A 20,192-nucleotide genomic window follows, 5' to 3' on the forward strand; every position below is an offset into this window, starting at 1 on the left:
GAGGCTGCGGTTGTGCAGCCTGGGGAGAAGGGATGTCAGTTCCAGGAAAGATCCTGGCCAGCGTGCTGCTGGCCTCGGGAGCGGCCACGGCGTGGGCCGCGCCGGCCATGCCGGCACCACAGGAGTTCTACTTCGACAGCGACCTTGCGGCGGCACCGATGGTGGTGATGCAGGGCGAAGGCGATGAGCTGGTCACCCAGCTGGTGAGGCTGCGCGAGCGCGGCCGGCGCGCGGTGGAAGCCACCGTGCAGCTGGCTTCGGTGGCCAGCACCCAGGGCCGTGCCGAGCTGGCCGACCAGCTGTATGGCGAGGCCCTGAAGGAGGCGCCGGCACAGAGCAGCGCGGGCCGCAGCGTGCGTTGGAACTATGGCTGGGACCTGCTGCGCCAGGGCAAGCCGGAGGCGGCGCTGGAGCAATGGTTGTCGTCGGCCGGCAATGCGCGCAGCAAGCCCAGCTGGGTGCCACCCACGTACGCGCTGGCCCTATGGCGGATGGGGCAGAAGCAGGAGGCCGTGCAGTGGTATGCCGCAGCAGTGCGTACCGAGCCGTCGCAATGGAGCACCAGTGCCAATTACGCGCAGCTGCTGCCGCAGTGGCGCGAGGATGAGCGCGCGTCGTTGGCCGAAGTGCAGCAGGCCTGGGCGGCGGCCCCGCCTGCGTGGCCCTGAGGGAGGGGTTCGGCCGGGTTCACGGCGTCCCCCGCGAATCCACCCCGCCCGGCCAAGCGCGGCTTTTGATGTTCACAGCCAACCAGCCGCCACGAGGGGCTGCGCCGTTCGCGGGAAACCTCAATCGTCCGCGGAAACCGTCCGCCCCGACGCCCATGCCCGCAGTGCCTCGACCTGCTCGGCCATCAGCACCGACAGCGGCCGCGTCGCACGGATCTCGTTCATCAGCAGCTCGGTATCCAGTGGCCGCCCTTCGGCGTGCGCCGCATACAGCCCGGCCACGATCGCCTGCTCGATCTCCGCACCTGAGAAACCATTCGCCGCGGCCGCCAGCGCCGGCAGCGCGAAGTCGTCGGCATTGAGCTGGCGCCGACCCAGGTGCAGCCGCAGCAGTTCCACGCGCACCTCCGGCGAAGGCAGGTCAACGAAGAAGATCTCGTCGAAGCGGCCCTTGCGCAGCAGCTCGGCAGGCAGCTCGTGCACCTGGTTGGCAGTGGCCACGATGAACACCGGTGCCTTGCGCTCGGCCATCCAGGTCAGCAGATGGCCCAGCACCCGGCGTGACACGCCACCGTCCTCGCCACCGCTGGCCAGGCCCTTCTCGATTTCATCCATCCACAGCACGCAGGGCGCCAGCTGCTCGGCCGAGGCCAAGGCCTGGCGCAGGTTGGCCTCGGTCTCGCCGTGGTACTTGTTGTACAGCGCGCCCACGTCCAGGCGCAGCAGCGGTACGCCGAAACCGGCGGCGGTGGCCTTGGCCAGCATCGACTTGCCGCAACCCTGCACGCCCAGCAGCAGCATGCCGCGCGGTGGGTCCAGCCCGGCCGGTGCGGAGCCAGCGATGAACGCCACACGCCGCTGGTTGATCCAGCGCTTGAGCCGGTTGGCGCCGGCCACGTCGCCGAACCGCGCGCTGTCATGCTCGAAGAACAGGTGGCCGCTGCGGTTGAGCAGCTCGAACTTCAGCCGTGCCAGCTGCGGCAGGTCGTCGTCGCGCAGCGCGCCGTCGGCGTAGATCAGCTGCCGGGCGATGCGCCGGGCATCGACCAGGCTCAGGCCCTGCAGGTTCTTCAGGATCTTCTTCACCGCCTCGCTGTCGACTTCGACGCGGCGGCCGCCATGTTCGCGGGCGTAGGCATCGGCCTCCTCGCGCAGCATCTTCAGCAGGGCGTTGGCATCGGGCAGGCGCGGGTTGAAGCGGACCGCCAGCGCTTCCAGCTCGGCCGGCAGTTCGACCTTGGCGCCGATCAGCACCAGCACGTGCGGTTCGCTGTGGCGGCGCTGGATCAGGTCGCGCAGGGCGCGCTGGTGGCTGGCATAGCCCAGGTAGGGGTGGAAATCGAGCAGCAGGTAGACCCCGCGCTGCTCGGCCTGGCGGATCATCTGCAGGGCCGCGCTGGCGTCGGGTGGCCCGGCCGGCGGATCTTCGCTGTCCAGGTCGATGCGGCGCAGGCCCTCGGTGATCGACCACCGGTGCAGCGCCCGCCAGACGTGCATCAGCGTCTGCCGGAACAGGTCGACGATGCGACCCTCGTCCTGGGTCTCGATCACGATCAGGGGGGTGTTGGCGCGGATCAGTGCGCTCAGGTCCTGCAGCTCGCTCATGCCGGTTCGATCCTTCGGGGGCGCCACGATAGCAAAGGCGATGGCCGCAGGTTCAGCGCGGTGCTACCTCCCGTCACCACCGCCGGTGTACGCTCGGGGCACGTACCCGGAAGCGAGGCTGGCATGAAGACGATCCTGGTGGCCGGTTCCAAGGGCGGGGTGGGCAAGACCACCGTCGCCACCCACCTGGCCGCGTACGCGGCATTGCGGGGCAGGGCCACGGTGATCGCCGACGCCGACCCTCAGGGCTCCAGCACCCGCTGGGCGCAACGGCGGGCCGGGCTGGAAAGCGCGGTGCTCCCCATTGATGTGTATCGGAAGAAGCAGTGGGCGCAGAAGCTGCCCGATGGCACCGAAACCGTCATCATCGACGCACCGGCGGGCGCATTGGCCGACGATATCCCCCATTTCCTTGACGCTGCCGACGCGGTGGTGGTGCCGGTGCTGCCCTCGGCGCTCGACATCGAAGCCATCGTCGGCTTCCTCAACAGCCTGGCCCAGAACCCGCGGGTGCACAGCCGCAAGCTGCCGGTGGGGCTGGTCCTCAACCGCACCAAGCCCTGGACCCAGACCTCGCAGCAGGCGTTGCAGATGCTGGCCGAATGGCCGTACCCGGTGGTCGCGCAGCTGCGTGACAGCCAGAGCTACGTGGTCATGACCGGCCTCGGCCGCAGCCTGTTCGACTACCGCTCGGCCCAGGTGCGGGAGCATCAGGCCGACTGGGAGCCGCTGCTGTCCTGGCTCAAGCTTTGATGCCTGCGTCACTCTTCCTGCTGCATCCTCTTCTTCATGGAAACCCGCGATGCGTGAACTGATCCTGCTGCGCCATGCCCATGCCGAACCGGCTACCCCCGGCCAGGCCGACCTCGACCGGCCGTTGTCGCCGGTGGGGCTCGCCGAAGCCGAAGCCGCCGGCAAGTGGCTGAAGGAGAACAACCTGCTGCCGGACTGCGTGCTGTGCTCACCGGCGCGGCGTACCCGCGAAACCCTGGAAGCCGTGCTCGGCACCATCGGTTACGTGGAAAAGCGCTTGGAAGACCGCATCTACGAAGCCACCCCCGGCACCTTGGCGGCATTGGTGGACGACCGCCGTGATCTCGACCGGGTGCTGATCGTCGGCCACAACCCGGGCCTGGAGCGGCTGGTGGCGTTGATGACCGAGGGCACCAGCAGCGACTACCGCGGCATGCCGCCGGCCGGCATCGCCGTGCTCGGCTTCCCGCGCGAGGCCTCGATCGAGCCAGGCGTGGCCAGCCTGAACGCATTCTGGTGGCCGTGATCCGATGAGCCTGGCGCGGCGCAGCCGCTATCTGCTGCCCGCGCTGCTGGCACTCGGCCCGGCCTGGGCGGCCGTGCCCACGCCGACCACCCTGCCACCGGTGGTCGCCGAAGCGCACCGGGTAATGCGCCTGGATACCCAGCGTTCGCAGATCGGCTTCGAGGTGCGCACCCGTTTCGGGCAGCGTATCGAAGGCCTGTTCCCGCACTTCGAAGGGCGCATCGAGATCCTCTCCGACGGCCGCCACCAGGTGCACCTGAAGATGTTCACGCGCTCGGTCGAGATCCCCGGCAAGGCGCGCTATACCGGGTGGATGCGCGGCGAGGAGTTCTTCGATGCCGGCCGCCATCCGGTGGTCGAGTTCGACTCGCTGCCGTACTGGCCGGAAACCGTGGAGAGCGGTGGCGACATCAACGGCCGGCTGACCCTGCGCGGGATCAGCCACCCCGAGACACTGAAGGTCGAGAAGGCGGAGTGCGCCCGACCCGGCTATGATTGCGACGTCGTCAGCCGCGGTACCGTGCAGCGAGGCCGGTATGGCATGGACAGCTGGCAGCTTGCCTTGAGTGACCGAGTGACTTTCGTACTGCGTGCGCGCCTGAGCGAGGCGCCGAAACCGTGAACTTCCTGCTGCGTGTACTGGCGCTGGCAACCGTGTTGCTGGGCAGCGGTTGTGCATCGCTGTCGAATGCCGAGCGCGACCGCGCCGAGGCGATCGCCGTGCAGGCACGTTCGACCGTGGTCGACTGCCAGCGTGCAGACCGCTGTGCACAGGATTCGCCGCTGCGGGCGCTGGCCGGCCGGGCATTCACCGAATCCACCCCGGAACGACCGCGCCACTACGCCACCCTGCTCGATGAGGGCGAGGGCGCCCTGGTCGCACGCCTGAACCTGCTGCGCAGCGCCACCCGCAGCATCGACCTGCAGACCTACATCTTCGACAAGGACGACAGCGCCCGTCTGGTCATCGACGAACTGCTGGCCGCATCGCGGCGCGGGGTGAAGGTGCGGCTGCTGATCGACCAGCTCTCGGCGATCTCCGACCTGCAGATCCTCGGCGCCCTGTCCGGCGCCCACCAGAACTTCCAGCTGCGGGTCTACAACCCGACCTTCGGCAAGGCCCGGCTGAACTACTTCGACTATGCCGGCAGCGTGCTGTGCTGCTTCCGCCGGTTCAACCAGCGCATGCACAACAAGCTGCTGGTGATCGACGATGCGATCGGCGTGGTCGGTGGCCGCAACTACCAGGACGACTATTACGACTGGGACCGCGAGTACAACTTCCGCGACCGCGATGTACTGATCGCCGGCCCGGAAGCACGTGCGATGGCGGCCAACTTCGACGCGTTCTGGCGCGCACACCGCAGCGTGCCGGCCGAGCGCCTCAACGACGTGGGCCGTACGTTGCTGCGCGAGGGCGTGCCAACGCTGCCGCCGGCCAGCTTCCGCCGCCCGGAACGGGTACAGCGGGTCAGTGCCGAAGCCAACGACACCGAGTTCGTCACCCGTTCCTTCGTCGATACCGCGCTACCGGTGGCTTCGGTGCGCTACGTGGCCGACCTGCCACGCAAGCATCGCCGCGAGAAGGCCGATGCACCGCTGGCCGGCCAGCATGTGACCGAGCCCCAGCTGGATGCGCTGATCGCCAGTGCGCAGAAGGAAGTGATCCTGCAGACGCCGTACCTGGTGCTGTCCAAGCCGGCGCAGAAGCTGTTCCGTGAACTGCGCAAGCGCCCGCAGCCACCGCGCGTGGTGGTGTCCAGCAACAGCCTGGCGGCGACCGACAACCCGATCGTGTATGCGTTGTCGTACAAGTACAAGCGGCGCAACATGCGCGAACTGGGCTTCAACATCTTCGAATACAAGCCGTTCCCGCTGGACGCGCCAGTTGACTACCGCAACCTGCTGCCCGACCCGATCGCTGCGCCCGGGGGGGAAGACGAGGGCGGTCGCAATCCGCTGATCGGTGGCAGTGCTGCCGGCAGCAACGCACGCGGTGGCAGCAGCAGTGGTTCGGATGCCGGCAGCAGGCAGGGCCCGTTGAATCGCCACAGCGATGGTGCCTACGACAACGCACGCGCACGCCGTCGCGCCGCCGGCAGCGAGGTGGAAACGCGCCTGCTGCGCACCGAGACGCGGCCGTCGTTCCTGGGCAGCAAGGCGGTCAACAAGCCGTTGCCGGTCACCCGCAAGGGCGCGCGCATGGGCCTGCACGCCAAGTCGCTGGTGGTCGACCGCCGCATCGGCGTGGTCGGCACCCACAACTTCGATCCGCGCAGCGAGAACTACAACACCGAAGGCGCGGTGATCATCGACGACCCGGTTTTTGCCGAGGAACTGGCGCAGAGCATCCTGCGTGACACCCACCCACAGAACTCCTGGACGGTGGCGCCACGGGCCAAGCCACCGGTGCTGTCGGGGCTGAACTACAGCGTCGGCAAGGCCTCCGAAGCGCTGCCCATCCTTGATTTCTGGCCCTGGCGCTACGCCACCGACTACGAGTTCAAGCCCGGCCCGGAGTGCCCGCAGCCGCTGCCGCGGCAGGATCCTGATTTCCATCGCTGCTACGTCGCCGTCGGCGACTTCCCCGAAGTCAACGTCGGCCCGAAGTGGCTGCTGGTGCGCATGCTGACCGCATTCGGCGCCGGTCTCGTTCCCATCCTCTGAAGGTACCCGCATGGCCCAGGTGTTCCGCGAAGCCGTTTCCATCGAGCAGCTCAACGCGCTCAGCCGCAACACGGCGATTGAATCCCTGGGCATCGTCTTCAGTGCCGCCGGCGAGGACTGGCTGCAGGCCACCATGCCGGTGGATGAGCGCACCCGCCAGCCCTACGGCATCCTGCACGGCGGTGCCTCGGTGGTGCTGGCCGAGACCCTGGGCAGCAGCGCCGGCAACCTGTGCGTGGATACCGGCAAGCAGGTCTGCGTGGGCCTGGAGATCAATGCCAACCACGTGCGTGCCGTGCGCTCGGGCACGGTCACCGGCACCGCCCGCGCGCTGCACGTCGGCCGCAGCACCCAGCTGTGGGAGATCCGCATCGAGGACGAGCAGGGCCGCCTGGTATGCATCTCGCGGCTGACCCTGGCGGTGGTGGCTGCCGGTCACGGCTGAGCCCCCCCTGGGGCTCGTTGACGGCAGCGGAACCCAGCGTTCCCCGCCGATTGCCCCGGTCGATGGCGGTTATGGCCTAAATCGGCTGGCAGCGATGACGGCCCTCCGGTATCGTGCGCGGATGACTTCCCCCACTCCGGCCCCCCGTGGCGGCGTGGCGCGTGTGTGCCGTTACCTGTACCGCGTACCGCTGCTGTTGGTCCACATCATCGTGTTCCTGCCGCTCATCCTGATCGGCATGCTTCCGCCGTGGGGCGAACTGCGCGTGGGCGAGGCGACCTTCGGCGCCAAGGTGGTCAACTGGTGGCAGGGCGGGCTGATGTGGATCTTCGGCTTCCGCTTGGTGCAGGTCGGCGCGCCGCTGCCCGGTGCCGTGCTGTTCGTGGCCAACCATGTCAGCTGGGTGGATATCTGCATCCTGCACAGCCAGCGCATGATGGGCTTCGTCGCCAAGCGCGAGATCGCCAGCTGGCCGCTGGTGGGATGGCTGGCCGCGCGCGGCCAGACCATCTTCCACCAGCGTGGCAACACCGAATCGCTCGGTGGCGTGATGCAGGTGATGGCCGACCGCCTGCGCGAGGGCAAGGCCGTGGGCGTGTTCCCGGAAGGGCGGACCCGCGGCGGTCACGAAGTGGGCCCGTTCCACGCCCGCATCTTCCAGGCCGCGGTCGAGACCGGCGTGCCGGTGCAGCCGGTGGCCCTGGTGTACGGGGCGAAGGGCGACGCGCAGACCATCGTCGCGTTCGGCCCGAACGAGAGCTTCTTTGCCAATTTCCTGCGCCTGCTCGGCGAGCCGGCGCGACGTGCCGAAGTGCACTTCCTGGCGCCGATCGGTGCACAGGACCTGGAAGGCCGTCGGCGCATCGCGGAAACCTCGCGCGCGCGCATCGTGGCGGCCATGAGCGCCGGGTGAGGCTGCGGTGGCCCTGATCCCGCCACCTGTCCTGGACGCCGGTACGCCGACGCTGCATGCGGCTGACTATCAGCCGCCGCGCTGGCTGCGCAATCCGCACCTGCAGTCGATGCTCAGCTCCAGCCGCATGCGCCTGCAGCGCGGCCTGCTGCTGCTGGCGGCCACCGGTGCGGTCAGCGAAGAGCTGATCCTCGATGGTGGTGATGGCGTGCGCCTGCAGGGCTGGCACAGCCATGTCGAAGGCCGCGAGCCCAAGGGCATCGCGCTGCTGCTGCATGGCTGGGAAGGCAGTGCCGAATCCAGCTACATGCGCATGGCCGCCGCGCGCATGATCGAGCAGGGCTTCGACGTGGTGCGGCTGAACTTCCGCGACCACGGCAACACCCATCACCTGAACCCCGGCATCTTCCACTCCAATCTCATCGATGAAGTGGTGCACGCCGCGGGCGATATCGCCCAGCGCTGGCCGCAGCTGCCGCTGGTGGCCGCCGGTTATTCGCTGGGTGGCAACTTCGTGCTGCGCCTGGCCCTGCGCGCGCCGGCGGCCGGCGTGCCGCTGCTGCGCGTCGCCTCGGTGTGCCCGGTGCTGGACCCGGCGCTGACGATGGAGAGCATCGAGAACGGCCCGGCGATGTACGACTGGTACTTCCGCCGCAAGTGGGCCGGCTCGCTGCGCCGCAAGCGCGATCTGTTCCCCGAGCTGAGCGACTGCGACGACCGCGTGCTGAAGCTGGACATCCGCGCGCTGACCGCCTGGCTGGTCGAGCGCCACACCAGCTTCGGTTCGCTGCAGGCCTATTTCGACGGCTACTCGATCGCCGGCGACCGCCTGTCGACCCTGCAGGTACCGGCCGACATCCTGATGGCGCAGGATGACCCGGTGATTCCGTACGCGACCTTCAGCAACTGGCAGCTGCCGGGCCAGGCGCGCCTGGAAACCGCCTGCTGGGGCGGCCACTGCGGGTTCATCGAAAACTGGCGCGGCGACGGCTTCTCCGAGCGCTGGGTCGCCCAGCGCCTGCAGCGAGTCCTGCAGGCCTGAACCGGCGACAGCGCGCAGCCCGCTACAATGCGGCTTTGCACTTGAACCGGACTGCCATGCAAGACCAGATCATCCAAGCGTTGCGCCAGAACCAGGCCGACCAGGCCGTGCAGCTGGCCCAGGCGTGGACCCGTGACGAACCCGGCCAGGCCAACGCCCACCGCTGGCTGGCGCTTGCGCTGCAGCAGCAGGGCAACGCCGAGGAGGCGATGGAGGCCCTGCAGCAGGCGCTGCGGCTGGCCCCGGACGACGCCCAGCTGCACCTGCAACATGCCGGCCTGCTGCTGGCCCTGCGCCAGTTCGAGGGTGCCGACGAAGCACTGGTGCGCACCACCGGCCTCGATCCGAACTCGTTCTCCGCCTATCTGATGCAGGCGCACCTGGCAATCGGCCGCAATGACTTCGACGAAGCGCAGCGCATCTCCACCCTGGCCGCGCGCGTGGAGCCGGATCATCCGGAACTGCTGACCATCGACGGCATGGTTGCACTGCGCCGCGGTGACGCCGACCGTGCACTGGCGCTGCTGTCGGCTGCCAGCAAGGCACTGCCGGACGATACCCGCGTGCTGTACGCACTGGGCTTTGCCTACCTGGGCAAGGACATGCTGGCGTTTGCAGAGCAGTCGTTCCGCCGCGTGCTGGTACTCAATCCGTCGCTGTCCTCGCTGCATGGGCTGGTGGTGCAGCTGGCACTGCGCCAGGGCAACGTACCGGCCGCCGCCGAAGCCATGCAGGTGGCCCTGCAGCAGCCGGAGATGGACGTACCGTCGATGCGCCGCCTGGCGGGTGAACTGTCGCTGCGCAATGGCCAGCCGCTGCAGGCCCTGGACTACCTGCTGCCGCTGCTGGAGACGCAGCCGGAAGACCGCCAGGTGCTGCAGCTGCTGCTGATGTCATGGCAGCGCCTGGGGCGCGAGGATGAAGCGCGTGCACGCCTGGATGCGGTACTGGATGCCGATGACCAGCTGCACGATGTGTGGCTGGCACGGCTGGCCATCGAGCAGGTGGGCAGCGAAAGCGCCGTGACCGCGGTCGAGCGCTGGATGGCGGCGATGCCCGCGCATCTGCCGGCCCTGGAGGCGCGCCTGCGCCTGCATGACATGGCCGGCGAACATGCTCAGGCCGAAGCGATCGCCGAACGCATCGTCAGCCTGGAACCGGGCCGCGTCAGCGGCGAGACCCGGCTGGTCGAAGCCCTGCTGCAGCGCGATCCCGCCGCCGCCGTGGCCCGCGTGCAGGCGCTGATCGAGCTGGCGCCGGAAGAGCATCGCGCCGACCTGCGGACGTGGATGGGCGAGATCCAGGACCGCGCCGGGCAGCCGCAGGACGCCCTGCGCACCTGGCTGTCGCTGCAGGCTGACCAGGCGCCGCAGCGCTTGCCACTGCCGCCACAGGCCAAGTCCCCGCCGAGCTGGCCGGACAAGGGCAGCATCGACGGCGATGCCAGCTCCGCGCCGATCTTCCTCTGGGGCCCGCCGGGTTCGGGCGTTGAGCGGGTAGCGACCGGCTTGGCTGCTGCCAGCCCGGTGCTGCGCAGCGACCGCTACACCAACACGCCGCCCGATGATGCGTTCCAGAACTACAACACGCTGCAGGACCTGGCCTCAGGCGTGCTGACGCCGGAGCGGCTGGTGCAGCGCTGGCGTGAACAGCTGCCGGCACGTGGCCTGCAGAGCGACACCGTGATCGACTGGCTGCTGTGGTGGGACAACGCCCTGCTGTGGGCGCTGCGCCCGCAGCTGCCGCAGGGCCGCCTGGTGCTGGTGCTGCGCGACCCGCGCGACATGCTGCTGGACTGGGTGGCCTACGGTGCCGCCGCGCCGCTGGCGATGACGTCGCTGGCCGAAGCCAGTGAATGGCTGACCCGCGCGCTGACCCAGATCGCCACGCTGCATGAGGACGACCTGTACCCGCACGTGCTGCTGCGCATCGACCAGATCGGCAACGATCCGCAGGCGATGGCCGAACTGCTGGGCCGCCTGTTCGAGCGGCCGATGCCGCCGGCGGCACAGCTGGGAGCCCCGCGCCTGCCGGCCGGCCACTGGCGCAACTACCGCGACGTGATGAGCGCCGCCTTCGCCCAGCTCACCCCGGTTGCGGTGCGTCTGGGTTACCCGGAAGAGTGAGGAGAGTCCGATGCAGTTGACCAGCCACAGCCTGACCAACGGCGCACCGATCGATCGTGAGTTCGCCGCGGGCGACGCCAACGGTTTCGCCCCGGACCGCAACCCGCACCTGGCCTGGAGCGGGGCGCCGGCCGGCACCCGTTCGTTCCTGCTGGTATGCGTGGACCCGGACGTACCGACCGTGCCGGAGACGGTTGGCCGCAGCGACATGAGCGTGCCGCGCGACCAGCCGCGCTGCGATTTCGTGCACTGGGTGATGGCCGATATCCCGGCCACGGTGCAGGAGATCGCCGCTGGCAGCTGCAGCGACGGCTTCGTGGTGAAGGGCAAGCCCGCACCCGCCGGCCCGGCCGGCAGCCGCCAGGGCCTGAACGACTTCACCGGCTGGTTCGCGGGCAACCCGGACATGGCCGGTGATTACCTGGGCTATGACGGCCCATATCCGCCGTTCAACGACGAGCGCATGCACCGCTATTTCTTCCGGGTATTCGCGCTGGACGTGGCGTCGCTGGACCTGCCGCAGCGCTTCACCGCCGCCGATGCGTACCGCGCCATGCACGGCCACGTGCTGGCCGAAGCCGCACTGCACGGCACCTACACGTTGAACCCGGCGCTGGGCTGAGCAGCACACAGGGTAGAGCCGGCCGCGGGCCGGCTGCCGCAGGCAACGGCGGCAACACAGGGAAGATGCCGGCCAGCGGCCGGCTCTACCTTCCATCCGCTTGCAGCGCCACCGGTTCGAACCCTGCGGTGTCGCCTCTCGCGTTGCGCAGCACCAGCGCGCCGCAGTCGTCAAGCGCAAGCGTCGGTGCCGAGCCTTCGCCGTGCATCAGCTTTCCGGCGAGCTTCTGCTGCGTGGGCAGTCTCTGATCGACGCATAGCGCTGTGGTCTGCACGCTGTTGCGCAGGATCAGCAGGTTGCCCTGCAGCCGGTACTCGTTGCTGACGTGGTTGCACAGGTTCAACTCGCTCATGAAACCGGACTGGAAGCGCAGTGTGTAGGGCGCGCGACCGCGGACGAACAACGCGTCGATGCGCTTTCCTTGCGCGTTGGTGGCACGCACCAGTTGCCACAGGTGTGCTTCAAGCTGATCGGTGCTGGGCGTGCTGGCAGCGGCCACATTCGCGGACATGACGAGCAGCGCAGCAATGATGAGGACGGGGACGTGCTTCATGCCGATCTCCCGATGCATCCGGGTAGTGCCGGCCGCTGGCCGGCAGCATCCGTGTGTTGGCAGTGCGGCGCAGGGCAGCCGGCCAGCGGCCGGCCCTACCGACCATGAAGAAGGGCGGCCTCTCGGCCGCCCTTCCATCGTTTTATTTCTTCTCGATGGCCGACTCGACCACCATGTCCAGCACGTACGCCTGCGACGGCGCATCAGCCGGCGGGTTCTTCACCTCGTAGCGCTTCACGCGCACCACGTTGCGCACGCCGTCTTCGTGGGTGTAACCCTCGATGTTGCCGTAGAAGTTCTCGAACTTGCCCGGCTCGCCCTGCTTCAGGCCCTTGTCGTCGAACTTCACTTCGCGCACCTGCAGGCACTGGTAGTCCGGGATCAGCGGGTGCGAGCACTTCTCGGTCTTCGCAGCCACTTCCAGGAACACGGTTTCGCCTGCGCCGCCGTAGCGGGTTTCAGCGGTCGGTTCCGGGTTGAACACCAGCACCTCGCCCTTGGCGGTGGTCAGGGTCAGCTTGCCATCGGCATCCTGCTCGGCCTTCAGCTCGCCCTGCAGGCGGCTCGACACGGCCTCGTCCAGCGCCATCAGCGCCTTGTCGGTGCAGGCCATCATGGTCGAGGCCATAGCACTGACCGTCAGCTTGCCGTCGGCCAGGGTGTAGCCGCCACCCATGTGGTTGCAGGCGTTGCTGACCGACAGGCGGCCATCAGCGAAGTCCAGGGTGACCGGCTTGTCTTCGCGGGCGAACAGCGCGTCGATGCGCTTGCCGTCGGCGCCGGTGGCCTGCTGCAGCAGCCAGTGCTGGCTCTGCAGGCGCTGCGCATCCAGGTGCGCCAGCGTCTGCTGGTCTGCTGCCTTGGCCGCGGCCGGGGCCACGTCGTCGCCGCCGGTGCCGGCCGGTGCCGGGGTCTGGCTGCAGGCGGCCAACAGGGCCAGCGGGAGGAGCAGGGTGAGCTTGCGGTTCATGGTGATTCTCCTTGGGGAACCGTGGGGGAAACGGGGTAGGGCCGGCAACGGGGTTGCCATGCCCCGGTGCTGTTCAGCTGCCGGAAGGCAGCCACAGCAGCAGTGCCGCGCCCAGCGCGATGCGGTAGATGGCGAAGGCGGTGAACCTGTGCGACTTGATGTAGCCCATCAGCCACTTCACTACGACGAAGCCGGTGACGGCCGCGGCAAGGAAGGCCACGCCCACGTCGGTCCAGTTCTCGCTGCCCAGCTGCCCAGCCTTGGCCATTTCCAGGAAGGTGTAGGCGCTGGCGGCGAACATGGTGGGAATGCCGACCAGGAACACGAACTCGGCGGCGGCCGCGCGGCGGCTCAGGCCCAGCAGCATGGCCAGGAAGATGGCCGAGGCCGAGCGCGAGGTGCCGGGGAACACGCCGGCCACGACCTGCGCCAGGCCGACGCCGATCGCCACCGTCCAGGTCACCTGGTCGCGGTCGGGCAGGCGCGCGGTGTAGGCCTCCACCAGCAGCATCCAGACGCCACCGATGATCAGCGCCCAGGCCACCGGGCTGACCGTTTCCGGCAGCGACCAGCCGGCCTTGCGTACCACCAGGCCGACCACCGCGGTGACCAGGAACGCCGCGCCCAGCTTGAACACGTACTCGCGGTTCCCGCGCTGGTTGAAGCCGGTGGCCAGCTGCAGCAGGCGCTGGCGGAACACCAGTACCACGGCCACGATGGCGCCGGCCTGGATGACGATGTTGAAGAAGTCCGAACGGGCACCCAGCCAGTGCTGGGCGATGAGCAGGTGGCCGGTGCTGGAGATCGGCAGGAACTCGGTCAAGCCTTCGAGGATGCCCAGCAGCAGGGCGGAGAGCAGGTCGGACATGGACGGTGCGTGCACGCGCGGCGGAAGGAAGAAGGGCGAGAGGATAGACGATCCGCGCTGCACCAAACGGGTGCGTCTGGTGGTTGGTGCACTCGTTTGGTGCGCCGCGTTCTGCACCCGCACGGGGCGGCCTTCATGAAATCAATGACTTGCGGCATCTGAAAAGTTGGCACGGTCGTTGCTCTACCTCAGCAGGCATTCATCCCCATCCGAGGTCGTACCGATGTCCGTGGAAAACGTTGAGAAGCTGATCAAGGACAACCAGATCGAATTCGTCGATCTGCGCTTTGTCGACATGCGTGGTGTCGAGCAGCACGTGACCTTCCCGGTCAGCATCGTCGAACCGTCGCTGTTCGAAGAAGGCAAGATGTTCGATGGCAGCTCGATCGCCGGCTGGAAGGGCATCAACGAGTCGGACATGGTGCTGCTGCCGGATACCGCCAGCGCCTACGTCGACCCGTTCTACGCCGATCCGACCATCGTGATCAGCTGCGACATCCTCGACCCGGCCACCATGCAGCCGTATGGCCGTTGCCCGCGCGGCATCGCCAAGCGCGCCGAGGCCTACCTGAAGTCCTCCGGCATCGCCGAAACCGCGTTCTTCGGCCCGGAGCCGGAATTCTTCATCTTCGACTCTGTCCGTTTCGCCAATGAAATGGGCAACACTTTCTTCAAGGTCGATTCCGAAGAAGCCGCCTGGAACAGCGGCGCCAAGTACGACGGCGCCAACAGCGGTTACCGTCCGGGCGTGAAGGGTGGCTATTTCCCGGTTCCGCCGACCGACACCCTGCACGACCTGCGCGCCGAGATGTGCAAGACCCTGGAACAGGTCGGCATCGAAGTGGAAGTGCAGCACCACGAAGTGGCCACCGCCGGCCAGTGCGAGATCGGCACCAAGTTCAGCACCCTGGTGCAGAAGGCCGACGAACTGCTGCGCATGAAGTACGTGATCAAGAACGTCGCGCACCGCAACGGCAAGACCGTCACCTTCATGCCCAAGCCGATCGTCGGCGACAACGGCAGCGGCATGCACGTGCACCAGTCGCTGTCCAAGGGCGGCACCAACCTGTTCTCCGGTGACGGCTACGGCGGCCTGAGCCAGCTGGCGCTGTGGTACATCGGCGGCATCTTCAAGCACGCCAAGGCCATCAATGCCTTCGCCAACTCGGGCACCAACAGCTACAAGCGCCTGGTGCCGGGCTTCGAAGCGCCGGTGATGCTGGCCTATTCGGCCCGCAACCGTTCGGCATCGTGCCGCATTCCGTGGGTCTCCAACCCGAAGGCGCGCCGTATCGAAATGCGCTTCCCGGACCCGATCCAGTCCGGCTACCTCACCTTCACTGCGCTGATGATGGCCGGCCTGGACGGCATCAAGAACCAGATCGACCCGGGCGCACCGAGCGACAAGGACCTGTACGACCTGCCGCCGGAAGAAGAGAAGCTGATCCCGCAGGTCTGCTCCTCGCTGGACCAGGCGCTGGAAGCGCTGGACAAGGACCGCGAGTTCCTGAAGGCCGGTGGCGTGATGAGCGATGACTTCATCGACGGCTACATCGCGCTGAAGATGCAGGAAGTGACCAAGTTCCGCGCGGCCACCCACCCGCTGGAATACCAGCTGTACTACGCCAGCTGACCGGATGCGATGGCGGTGGGCTTCCCCCTCCCACCTGCCGCCATCGCTTCCGTTTTCGCGGCTGGGGAGCCGCGGTCAGATCGGGGTCGGATCCCGTTCGTTTACGAATGGGCTCTGACCCCTGATCCAGGGGCAAGAGAGAGACCGGATACGCGACCAGGGCCGCCCTCCCTCCCGCGTCGGTCGTGCAAGGAGAGAGGCACGGCCGTCCCGGCCCTGTACGTGTCCGGTGCAACAGCCACGGTCATCATCCTGATGACCCGTGGTTGCCTGATGCCAACGCGCGCTGGCGCGCTGGCCCCATCCACCATCGGGACATGCGCATGAAACTGATCTCCGCCATCATCCGGCCGTTCAAGCTCGACGAGGTCCGCGAGGCCTTGTCCGACGCAGGCGTGTCGGGCATTACCGTGACCGAAGTGAAAGGCTTCGGCCGCCAGAAGGGCCACACCGAGCTGTATCGCGGCGCCGAGTACGTCGTCGATTTCCTGCCCAAGATCAAGATCGAAACCGTAGTCACCGACGAGCGTGCCGATGCGGTGATCGAAGCGATCCAATCGTCGGCAGGCACCGGCAAGATCGGTGACGGCAAGATCTTCGTCACCGCCGTCGAACAGGTCATCCGCATCCGCACCGGCGAAATCGGTGCCGACGCGCTGTAACCCCCTTCCGGAGACTCCCCCATGAAGATGCGCCTTCTCACCGGGTGGCAAGCCCGGTTCCATATCGTGTGCCTGTTGATGCTGCTGAGTGCGCTGGCCGCGGGTGCCTGGCCAGGCAATGCCCACGCCCAGACGCAGGTGTCGCCGCTGCCGAGCGAAAGCGTGGCCGTTGAACCGCTGCAGGACCCTGCAGCTGCAGCCGCTGCGCCGGCCGTGGCCGAAGCGGCCGCCGCCTATGATCATGGCGACGTGGCCTGGATGCTCACCTCCACCCTGCTGGTGCTGCTGATGGTTGTGCCGGGCCTGGCCCTGTTCTACGGTGGCCTGGTGCGTTCGAAGAACGTGCTGTCGGTACTCAGCCAGATCCTGGTGGTGTTCTCGCTGGTGCTGCTGCTGTGGGTGGCCTACGGCTACAGCGCGGTGTTCAGCGCGGGCAATCCGTTCTTCGGGTCGTTCACCGAGTTCGCCTTCCTCAAGGGCTTCACCCCCGAGTCGGTCGGCAACACACCGATCAAGGGCCTGCCGGACTATCTGTTCGTCGCGTTCCAGTCGACCTTTGCCGGCATCACCACCGCGCTGATCGTCGGTGCCTTCGCCGAGCGCATCAAGTTCCGCGCGGTGCTGCTGTTCTCGGCGCTGTGGTTCACCCTCAGCTACATTCCGATGGCCCACATCGTCTGGGGTGGCGGTTACCTGGGCGAGCTGGGCGCGATCGATTTCGCCGGCGGCACCGTGGTCCACATCAATGCGGGCGTCGCCGGCCTGGTCGCCGCGTGGTTCGTCGGCAAGCGGCTGGGCTATGGCCAGACCGCGCTGAAGCCGCACAACGTGCCGTTCACCTACATCGGCGCGATGCTGCTGTGGGTGGGCTGGTTCGGCTTCAATGCCGGTTCCGCCGCCGCCGCCGACACCGTGGCTTCGCTGGCCTTCCTCAATACCGTGCTGGCCACCGCCGCAGCGGTGCTCGGCTGGACGCTGGTGGAAGCAATCAGCAAGGGCAAGCCATCGGCACTGGGCGCTGCTTCGGGTGCGGTGGCCGGCCTGGTCGGCATCACCCCGGCCTGCGGTACCGTCGGTCCGCTCGGCGCGATCTTGATTGGTTTCGTGGCCGGCGTGGTCTGCGTCTGGGGCGTCACGGGCCTCAAGCGCCTGCTGAAAGTGGACGACACCGCCGACGTGTTCGGTGTGCATGGTGTCGGCGGCATCGTCGGCGCGATCCTTACCGGTGTGTTCAGTGCACAGTCGCTGGGTGGTACCAAGGCGGATCTGGATATCGCGCACCAGGTCTGGGTGCAGGTGGTCAGCGTCGGCCTCACCGTGGTGTGGTCGGCGGTGGTGACCGCGGTCATCTTGTTGGTGGTCAAGGTCGTGGTCGGCCTGCGCGTGACCGAAGAGGCCGAACGCACCGGCCTGGATGTGACTTCGCACGGCGAATCCGCCTACGAGGCCTGAAGTAGCGGTGCATGGACGGGGTGGGTGCCGACCGTTGGTCGGCACTTCCACTGTCCTCGTTCTGGTAGGTGCCAAGCTTGCTTGGCACGGGGGCTGGGTCTGCTCTGGTGGGTGCCGACCGTTGGTCGGCACAGCCGGAGTGGCGCATCCACGCCTGGCGTGGACCTACCGAATCTTCCTTGTGACATGCATCATCGCGCCTGATCGCGCACAATCAGGCCATGCACCCGATCCGCACTGTCCTGATGCTCTCGGCCTGCCTGCTGCTGGCTGCCTGTGCCTCCGCGCCGCAGGAAACCCGCAACCCGCTCGCCACCTGGGTGCCATCACCCAACCAGAACGCGCGCACGCCGGTCATCATCGTCATCCACCACACCGAGCAGAAGTCGGTGCAGCAGAGCCTGCATACGCTGCGTACCGCCAACAGCGGTGGGCCGGTCAGTGCGCACTACCTGATCGGCGCCGATGGCCGACGTTACCAGCTGGTCGCCGATGAGCGCCGTGCATGGCACGCCGGTGCCGGGCGCTGGGGCACCATCACCGATCTCAACTCGGCCTCGATCGGCATCGAGCTCGACAACGATGGCCGCAGCCCGTTCAGCCAGGCGCAGATCGAATCATTGATCTTGCTGCTGCGCGATCTCACCACCCGCCTGAACATCCCGCCGCGTCAGGTCATCGCCCATGCCGACCTGGCGCCGACGCGCAAGCAGGATCCGAGCCGCTTCTTCCCTTGGCAGCAGCTGGCCGAGGCCGGCTTCGGGGTGTGGCCGCGCGCCGCCGACGGCGCGGCACCGGAAGGCTTCGACGCGTGGAATGCGCTGGCCCGCTTCGGCTATCCACTGGACAACCGCGAAGCCACCGTCGCCGCCTTCCACCGCCGCTTCCGTGGCCGCGACGACCTGCCGATGACGCTGGATGCCGAAGACGCGCGCATCCTGTACTCGCTGCTGCTGCAGACGCCGTGACCCCGCGCATGAACGCTTGACCCCGCGCCGGGTTGCCGCCCAGCGGCCGGCCCGCCACCATGGCGGCATGATCGATTCCGCCACCTTCGTCAAGCGCAGGCACTGCATCCTGCTGGCAGCGGCCGTGCTCGCCGGTTGCGCCACCACCGCCCCCCGCACCGGGTCTGAAGCGCCCACGCCCACCATGCCGCCTGCAGCGACCTATGCCAAGGCTGCATGGAGCGCGCTGCCACCCGTCTCCAACAGCGATCTGCAGGCCGGTTTCGTTGCCTGGCGCAGCAGCTGCACCCGCCTGAAGAACGATGCGGTCTGGGCCAAACCCTGCGCCACCGCCGCAGCAGTGTCAGACAAGGACCCGGCCGCGATCCGCCAGTTCCTGCAGCGCGACCTTGATGCCTATGCGCTGCGTGCCGGTGGCCACCAGGCCGACGGACTGATTACCGGCTACTACGAGCCGATCTATGCCGGCAGCCTGACCCGCACCGACAAGGCGACGGTGCCGGTCTACGGCACTCCCGATGATCTGGTGGTGGTGCAGCTGGAGAGCCTCTACCCGGAACTGAAGGGCAAGCGCCTGCGCGGTCGCGTCGAAGGCAAGGTGCTCAAGCCCTATGACGACGCCGGCACCATCGCGGCCAAGGGCGCCAACGCCCCGGTGCTGGCCTGGCTGACCGACCCGATGGACCTGCAGCTGCTGCAGATCCAGGGGTCCGGCCGCGTGCGCCTGGCCGATGGCAAGCAGGTGCGGCTGGCCTATGCGGAACAGAATGGCCACCCCTACCGCGCCGTCGGGCGCTGGCTGGTCGACCAGGGCCAGCTGAAGAAGGAAGACGTCACCATGGACGCGATCCGCGCCTGGGCCCGGGCCAATCCCGCGCGCGTGCCGGAACTGCTGCGCAGCAACCCCAGCTACGTGTTCTTCGTGCGCAACCCGGACAGCCCGGAAGGCCCGCGTGGTTCGCTGAACGTGCCGCTCACCGCCGGCTACAGCGTGGCGGTGGACCGCAGCGTGGTGCCGCTGGGCAGCCTGCTGTGGCTCTCCACCACGCGCCCGGACGGCACCCCGGTGGTGCGCCCGGTGGCCGCGCAGGACACCGGCGGCGCCATCGCCGGTGAGGTGCGCGCCGACCTGTACTGGGGCAGCGGCGATGCCGCCGGCAAGCTGGCCGGCGACATGAAGCAGAAGGGCAATATCTGGATGCTGTGGCCGAAGGGCGCGCCCCTGCCGAACTGAAGCAGCAGGGGTCGGATCCCTTTCCAAAGGGAAGGGCTCTGACCCCGGATGCCTGATAATGGCGCCATTCCGAACTTTCCGGCCGCGCCTGCGGCCAGGACCCCTGCAATGACCTACGCAAAGCACAACGCAAAACGCGGCGCGAAGTCCGCCGCAAAGAAGTACTACAAGCACTGGGCCGAATCGGGGCTGGGCAAGGGCAACGTGCTGATGGAAGCCCGTGGCGAGAAGATCGTGCGCCAGGTGGAAATCTACGGCACCAAGATGGTCTGGGCCGACGAGCACGCCCACAGCGATGACCGTTTCCTGCTGGCCGACCAGCCGGTGTCGTTCCTGGATTTCGACGAGGACGACGAAATCTCCGCGCGTGAATTCGAAGCCGCCTGGAAGAAGGCACGGGAAGCCACCGGCTACCCGGTGTAATCCCAGCCCCCGGCACCCGCCCTTGTAGCGCCGAGCCTTGCTCGACGCTGCAAAAGTGGGCA

The 20,192-nt window shown here is 67.9% G+C and carries 20 protein-coding genes; 16 read left to right on the forward strand and 4 right to left on the reverse strand.

Features of this window, described 5'->3' with window-relative positions; genetic code table 11:
• Window positions 1–32 precede the first annotated feature (32 nt).
• Window positions 33–668: a tetratricopeptide repeat protein gene (locus Q9Q79_RS00465; protein ID WP_076738897.1), complete on the forward strand. Its 636-nt coding sequence runs from the start codon at window positions 33–35 to the stop codon at window positions 666–668.
• A 120-nt stretch (window positions 669–788) separates the two neighbouring features.
• Here the strand turns inward: Q9Q79_RS00465 and Q9Q79_RS00470 are convergent, their stop codons facing one another.
• Entirely contained in the window at window positions 789–2,273 is a 1,485-nt protein-coding gene (locus Q9Q79_RS00470; RefSeq protein WP_076738898.1) for an AAA family ATPase, read from the reverse strand.
• Window positions 2,274–2,396: 123 nt separating this feature from the next.
• Between Q9Q79_RS00470 and Q9Q79_RS00475 the strand changes: the two genes are divergently transcribed.
• The 9 genes from Q9Q79_RS00475 to Q9Q79_RS00515 all read left to right on the forward strand — a co-directional run bounded on the left by Q9Q79_RS00475 (window position 2,397) and on the right by Q9Q79_RS00515 (window position 11,367).
• Window positions 2,397–3,026, forward strand: a complete 630-nt coding sequence (locus tag Q9Q79_RS00475; protein WP_076738899.1) for a ParA family protein — start codon at window positions 2,397–2,399, stop codon at window positions 3,024–3,026.
• Window positions 3,027–3,075: 49 nt separating this feature from the next.
• Complete coding sequence (locus tag Q9Q79_RS00480; protein WP_005407539.1) at window positions 3,076–3,552, forward strand: histidine phosphatase family protein; 477 nt, start codon at window positions 3,076–3,078, stop codon at window positions 3,550–3,552.
• Window positions 3,553–3,556: 4 nt separating this feature from the next.
• A complete protein-coding gene (locus tag Q9Q79_RS00485; protein WP_005407540.1) occupies window positions 3,557–4,174 on the forward strand; it encodes a YceI family protein in 618 nt (205 codons plus the stop codon).
• Entirely contained in the window at window positions 4,171–6,219 is a 2,049-nt protein-coding gene (locus tag Q9Q79_RS00490) for a phospholipase D family protein (protein WP_076738900.1), read from the forward strand. Before Q9Q79_RS00485 ends, Q9Q79_RS00490 begins: the two co-directional genes overlap by 4 nt.
• 10 nt (window positions 6,220–6,229) lie before the next feature.
• Window positions 6,230–6,664, forward strand: a complete 435-nt coding sequence (locus Q9Q79_RS00495) for a hotdog fold thioesterase (RefSeq protein ID WP_005407542.1) — start codon at window positions 6,230–6,232, stop codon at window positions 6,662–6,664.
• Window positions 6,665–6,785: 121 nt separating this feature from the next.
• The gene (locus Q9Q79_RS00500; RefSeq protein ID WP_024956258.1) at window positions 6,786–7,577 is read left to right on the forward strand and encodes a lysophospholipid acyltransferase family protein; all 792 of its coding nucleotides are present in this window, start codon (window positions 6,786–6,788) and stop codon (window positions 7,575–7,577) included.
• Window positions 7,578–7,629: 52 nt separating this feature from the next.
• Window positions 7,630–8,619 (forward strand): alpha/beta fold hydrolase, encoded by a 990-nt coding sequence (locus Q9Q79_RS00505; RefSeq protein WP_032965474.1) that lies wholly within the window; start codon window positions 7,630–7,632, stop codon window positions 8,617–8,619.
• Between the two features lie 56 nt (window positions 8,620–8,675).
• A complete protein-coding gene (locus Q9Q79_RS00510) occupies window positions 8,676–10,745 on the forward strand; it encodes a tetratricopeptide repeat protein (protein WP_201862200.1) in 2,070 nt (689 codons plus the stop codon).
• 10 nt (window positions 10,746–10,755) lie between these two features.
• On the forward strand, window positions 10,756–11,367 hold the full coding sequence (locus tag Q9Q79_RS00515; protein WP_005407546.1) for a YbhB/YbcL family Raf kinase inhibitor-like protein: 612 nt from the start codon (window positions 10,756–10,758) through the stop codon (window positions 11,365–11,367).
• A gap of 85 nt (window positions 11,368–11,452) precedes the next feature.
• On the opposite strand, the gene Q9Q79_RS00520 is transcribed toward Q9Q79_RS00515, so the two are convergent.
• The 3 genes from Q9Q79_RS00520 to Q9Q79_RS00530 all read right to left on the reverse strand — a co-directional run bounded on the left by Q9Q79_RS00520 (window position 11,453) and on the right by Q9Q79_RS00530 (window position 13,758).
• On the reverse strand, window positions 11,453–11,938 hold the full coding sequence (locus Q9Q79_RS00520) for an META domain-containing protein (protein WP_236672500.1): 486 nt from the start codon (window positions 11,936–11,938) through the stop codon (window positions 11,453–11,455).
• Between the two features lie 124 nt (window positions 11,939–12,062).
• Window positions 12,063–12,890 (reverse strand): META and DUF4377 domain-containing protein, encoded by an 828-nt coding sequence (locus tag Q9Q79_RS00525; RefSeq protein WP_201862198.1) that lies wholly within the window; start codon window positions 12,888–12,890, stop codon window positions 12,063–12,065.
• 73 nt (window positions 12,891–12,963) lie between these two features.
• On the reverse strand, window positions 12,964–13,758 hold the full coding sequence (locus tag Q9Q79_RS00530) for an undecaprenyl-diphosphate phosphatase (protein ID WP_024956253.1): 795 nt from the start codon (window positions 13,756–13,758) through the stop codon (window positions 12,964–12,966).
• A gap of 223 nt (window positions 13,759–13,981) precedes the next feature.
• Between Q9Q79_RS00530 and glnA the strand changes: the two genes are divergently transcribed.
• The 6 genes from glnA to Q9Q79_RS00560 all read left to right on the forward strand — a co-directional run bounded on the left by glnA (window position 13,982) and on the right by Q9Q79_RS00560 (window position 20,130).
• Complete coding sequence (gene glnA / locus Q9Q79_RS00535; protein WP_005407550.1) at window positions 13,982–15,391, forward strand: type I glutamate--ammonia ligase; 1,410 nt, start codon at window positions 13,982–13,984, stop codon at window positions 15,389–15,391.
• A gap of 323 nt (window positions 15,392–15,714) precedes the next feature.
• Complete coding sequence (locus Q9Q79_RS00540; RefSeq protein ID WP_004134334.1) at window positions 15,715–16,053, forward strand: P-II family nitrogen regulator; 339 nt, start codon at window positions 15,715–15,717, stop codon at window positions 16,051–16,053.
• A gap of 21 nt (window positions 16,054–16,074) precedes the next feature.
• Complete coding sequence (amt, locus tag Q9Q79_RS00545; RefSeq protein ID WP_201862196.1) at window positions 16,075–17,505, forward strand: ammonium transporter; 1,431 nt, start codon at window positions 16,075–16,077, stop codon at window positions 17,503–17,505.
• Window positions 17,506–17,726: 221 nt separating this feature from the next.
• The gene (locus Q9Q79_RS00550) at window positions 17,727–18,473 is read left to right on the forward strand and encodes an N-acetylmuramoyl-L-alanine amidase (protein ID WP_201862194.1); all 747 of its coding nucleotides are present in this window, start codon (window positions 17,727–17,729) and stop codon (window positions 18,471–18,473) included.
• A 67-nt stretch (window positions 18,474–18,540) separates the two neighbouring features.
• Window positions 18,541–19,707, forward strand: a complete 1,167-nt coding sequence (locus Q9Q79_RS00555) for an MltA domain-containing protein (RefSeq protein WP_111197141.1) — start codon at window positions 18,541–18,543, stop codon at window positions 19,705–19,707.
• A 108-nt stretch (window positions 19,708–19,815) separates the two neighbouring features.
• Window positions 19,816–20,130, forward strand: coding sequence for a hypothetical protein (locus tag Q9Q79_RS00560; RefSeq protein ID WP_012478730.1), 315 nt, complete (start codon window positions 19,816–19,818; stop codon window positions 20,128–20,130).
• Window positions 20,131–20,192 lie beyond the last annotated feature (62 nt).

The sequence above is a fragment of the Stenotrophomonas sp. a6 genome (assembly GCF_030913325.1).
GTDB lineage: Bacteria > Pseudomonadota > Gammaproteobacteria > Xanthomonadales > Xanthomonadaceae > Stenotrophomonas > Stenotrophomonas maltophilia.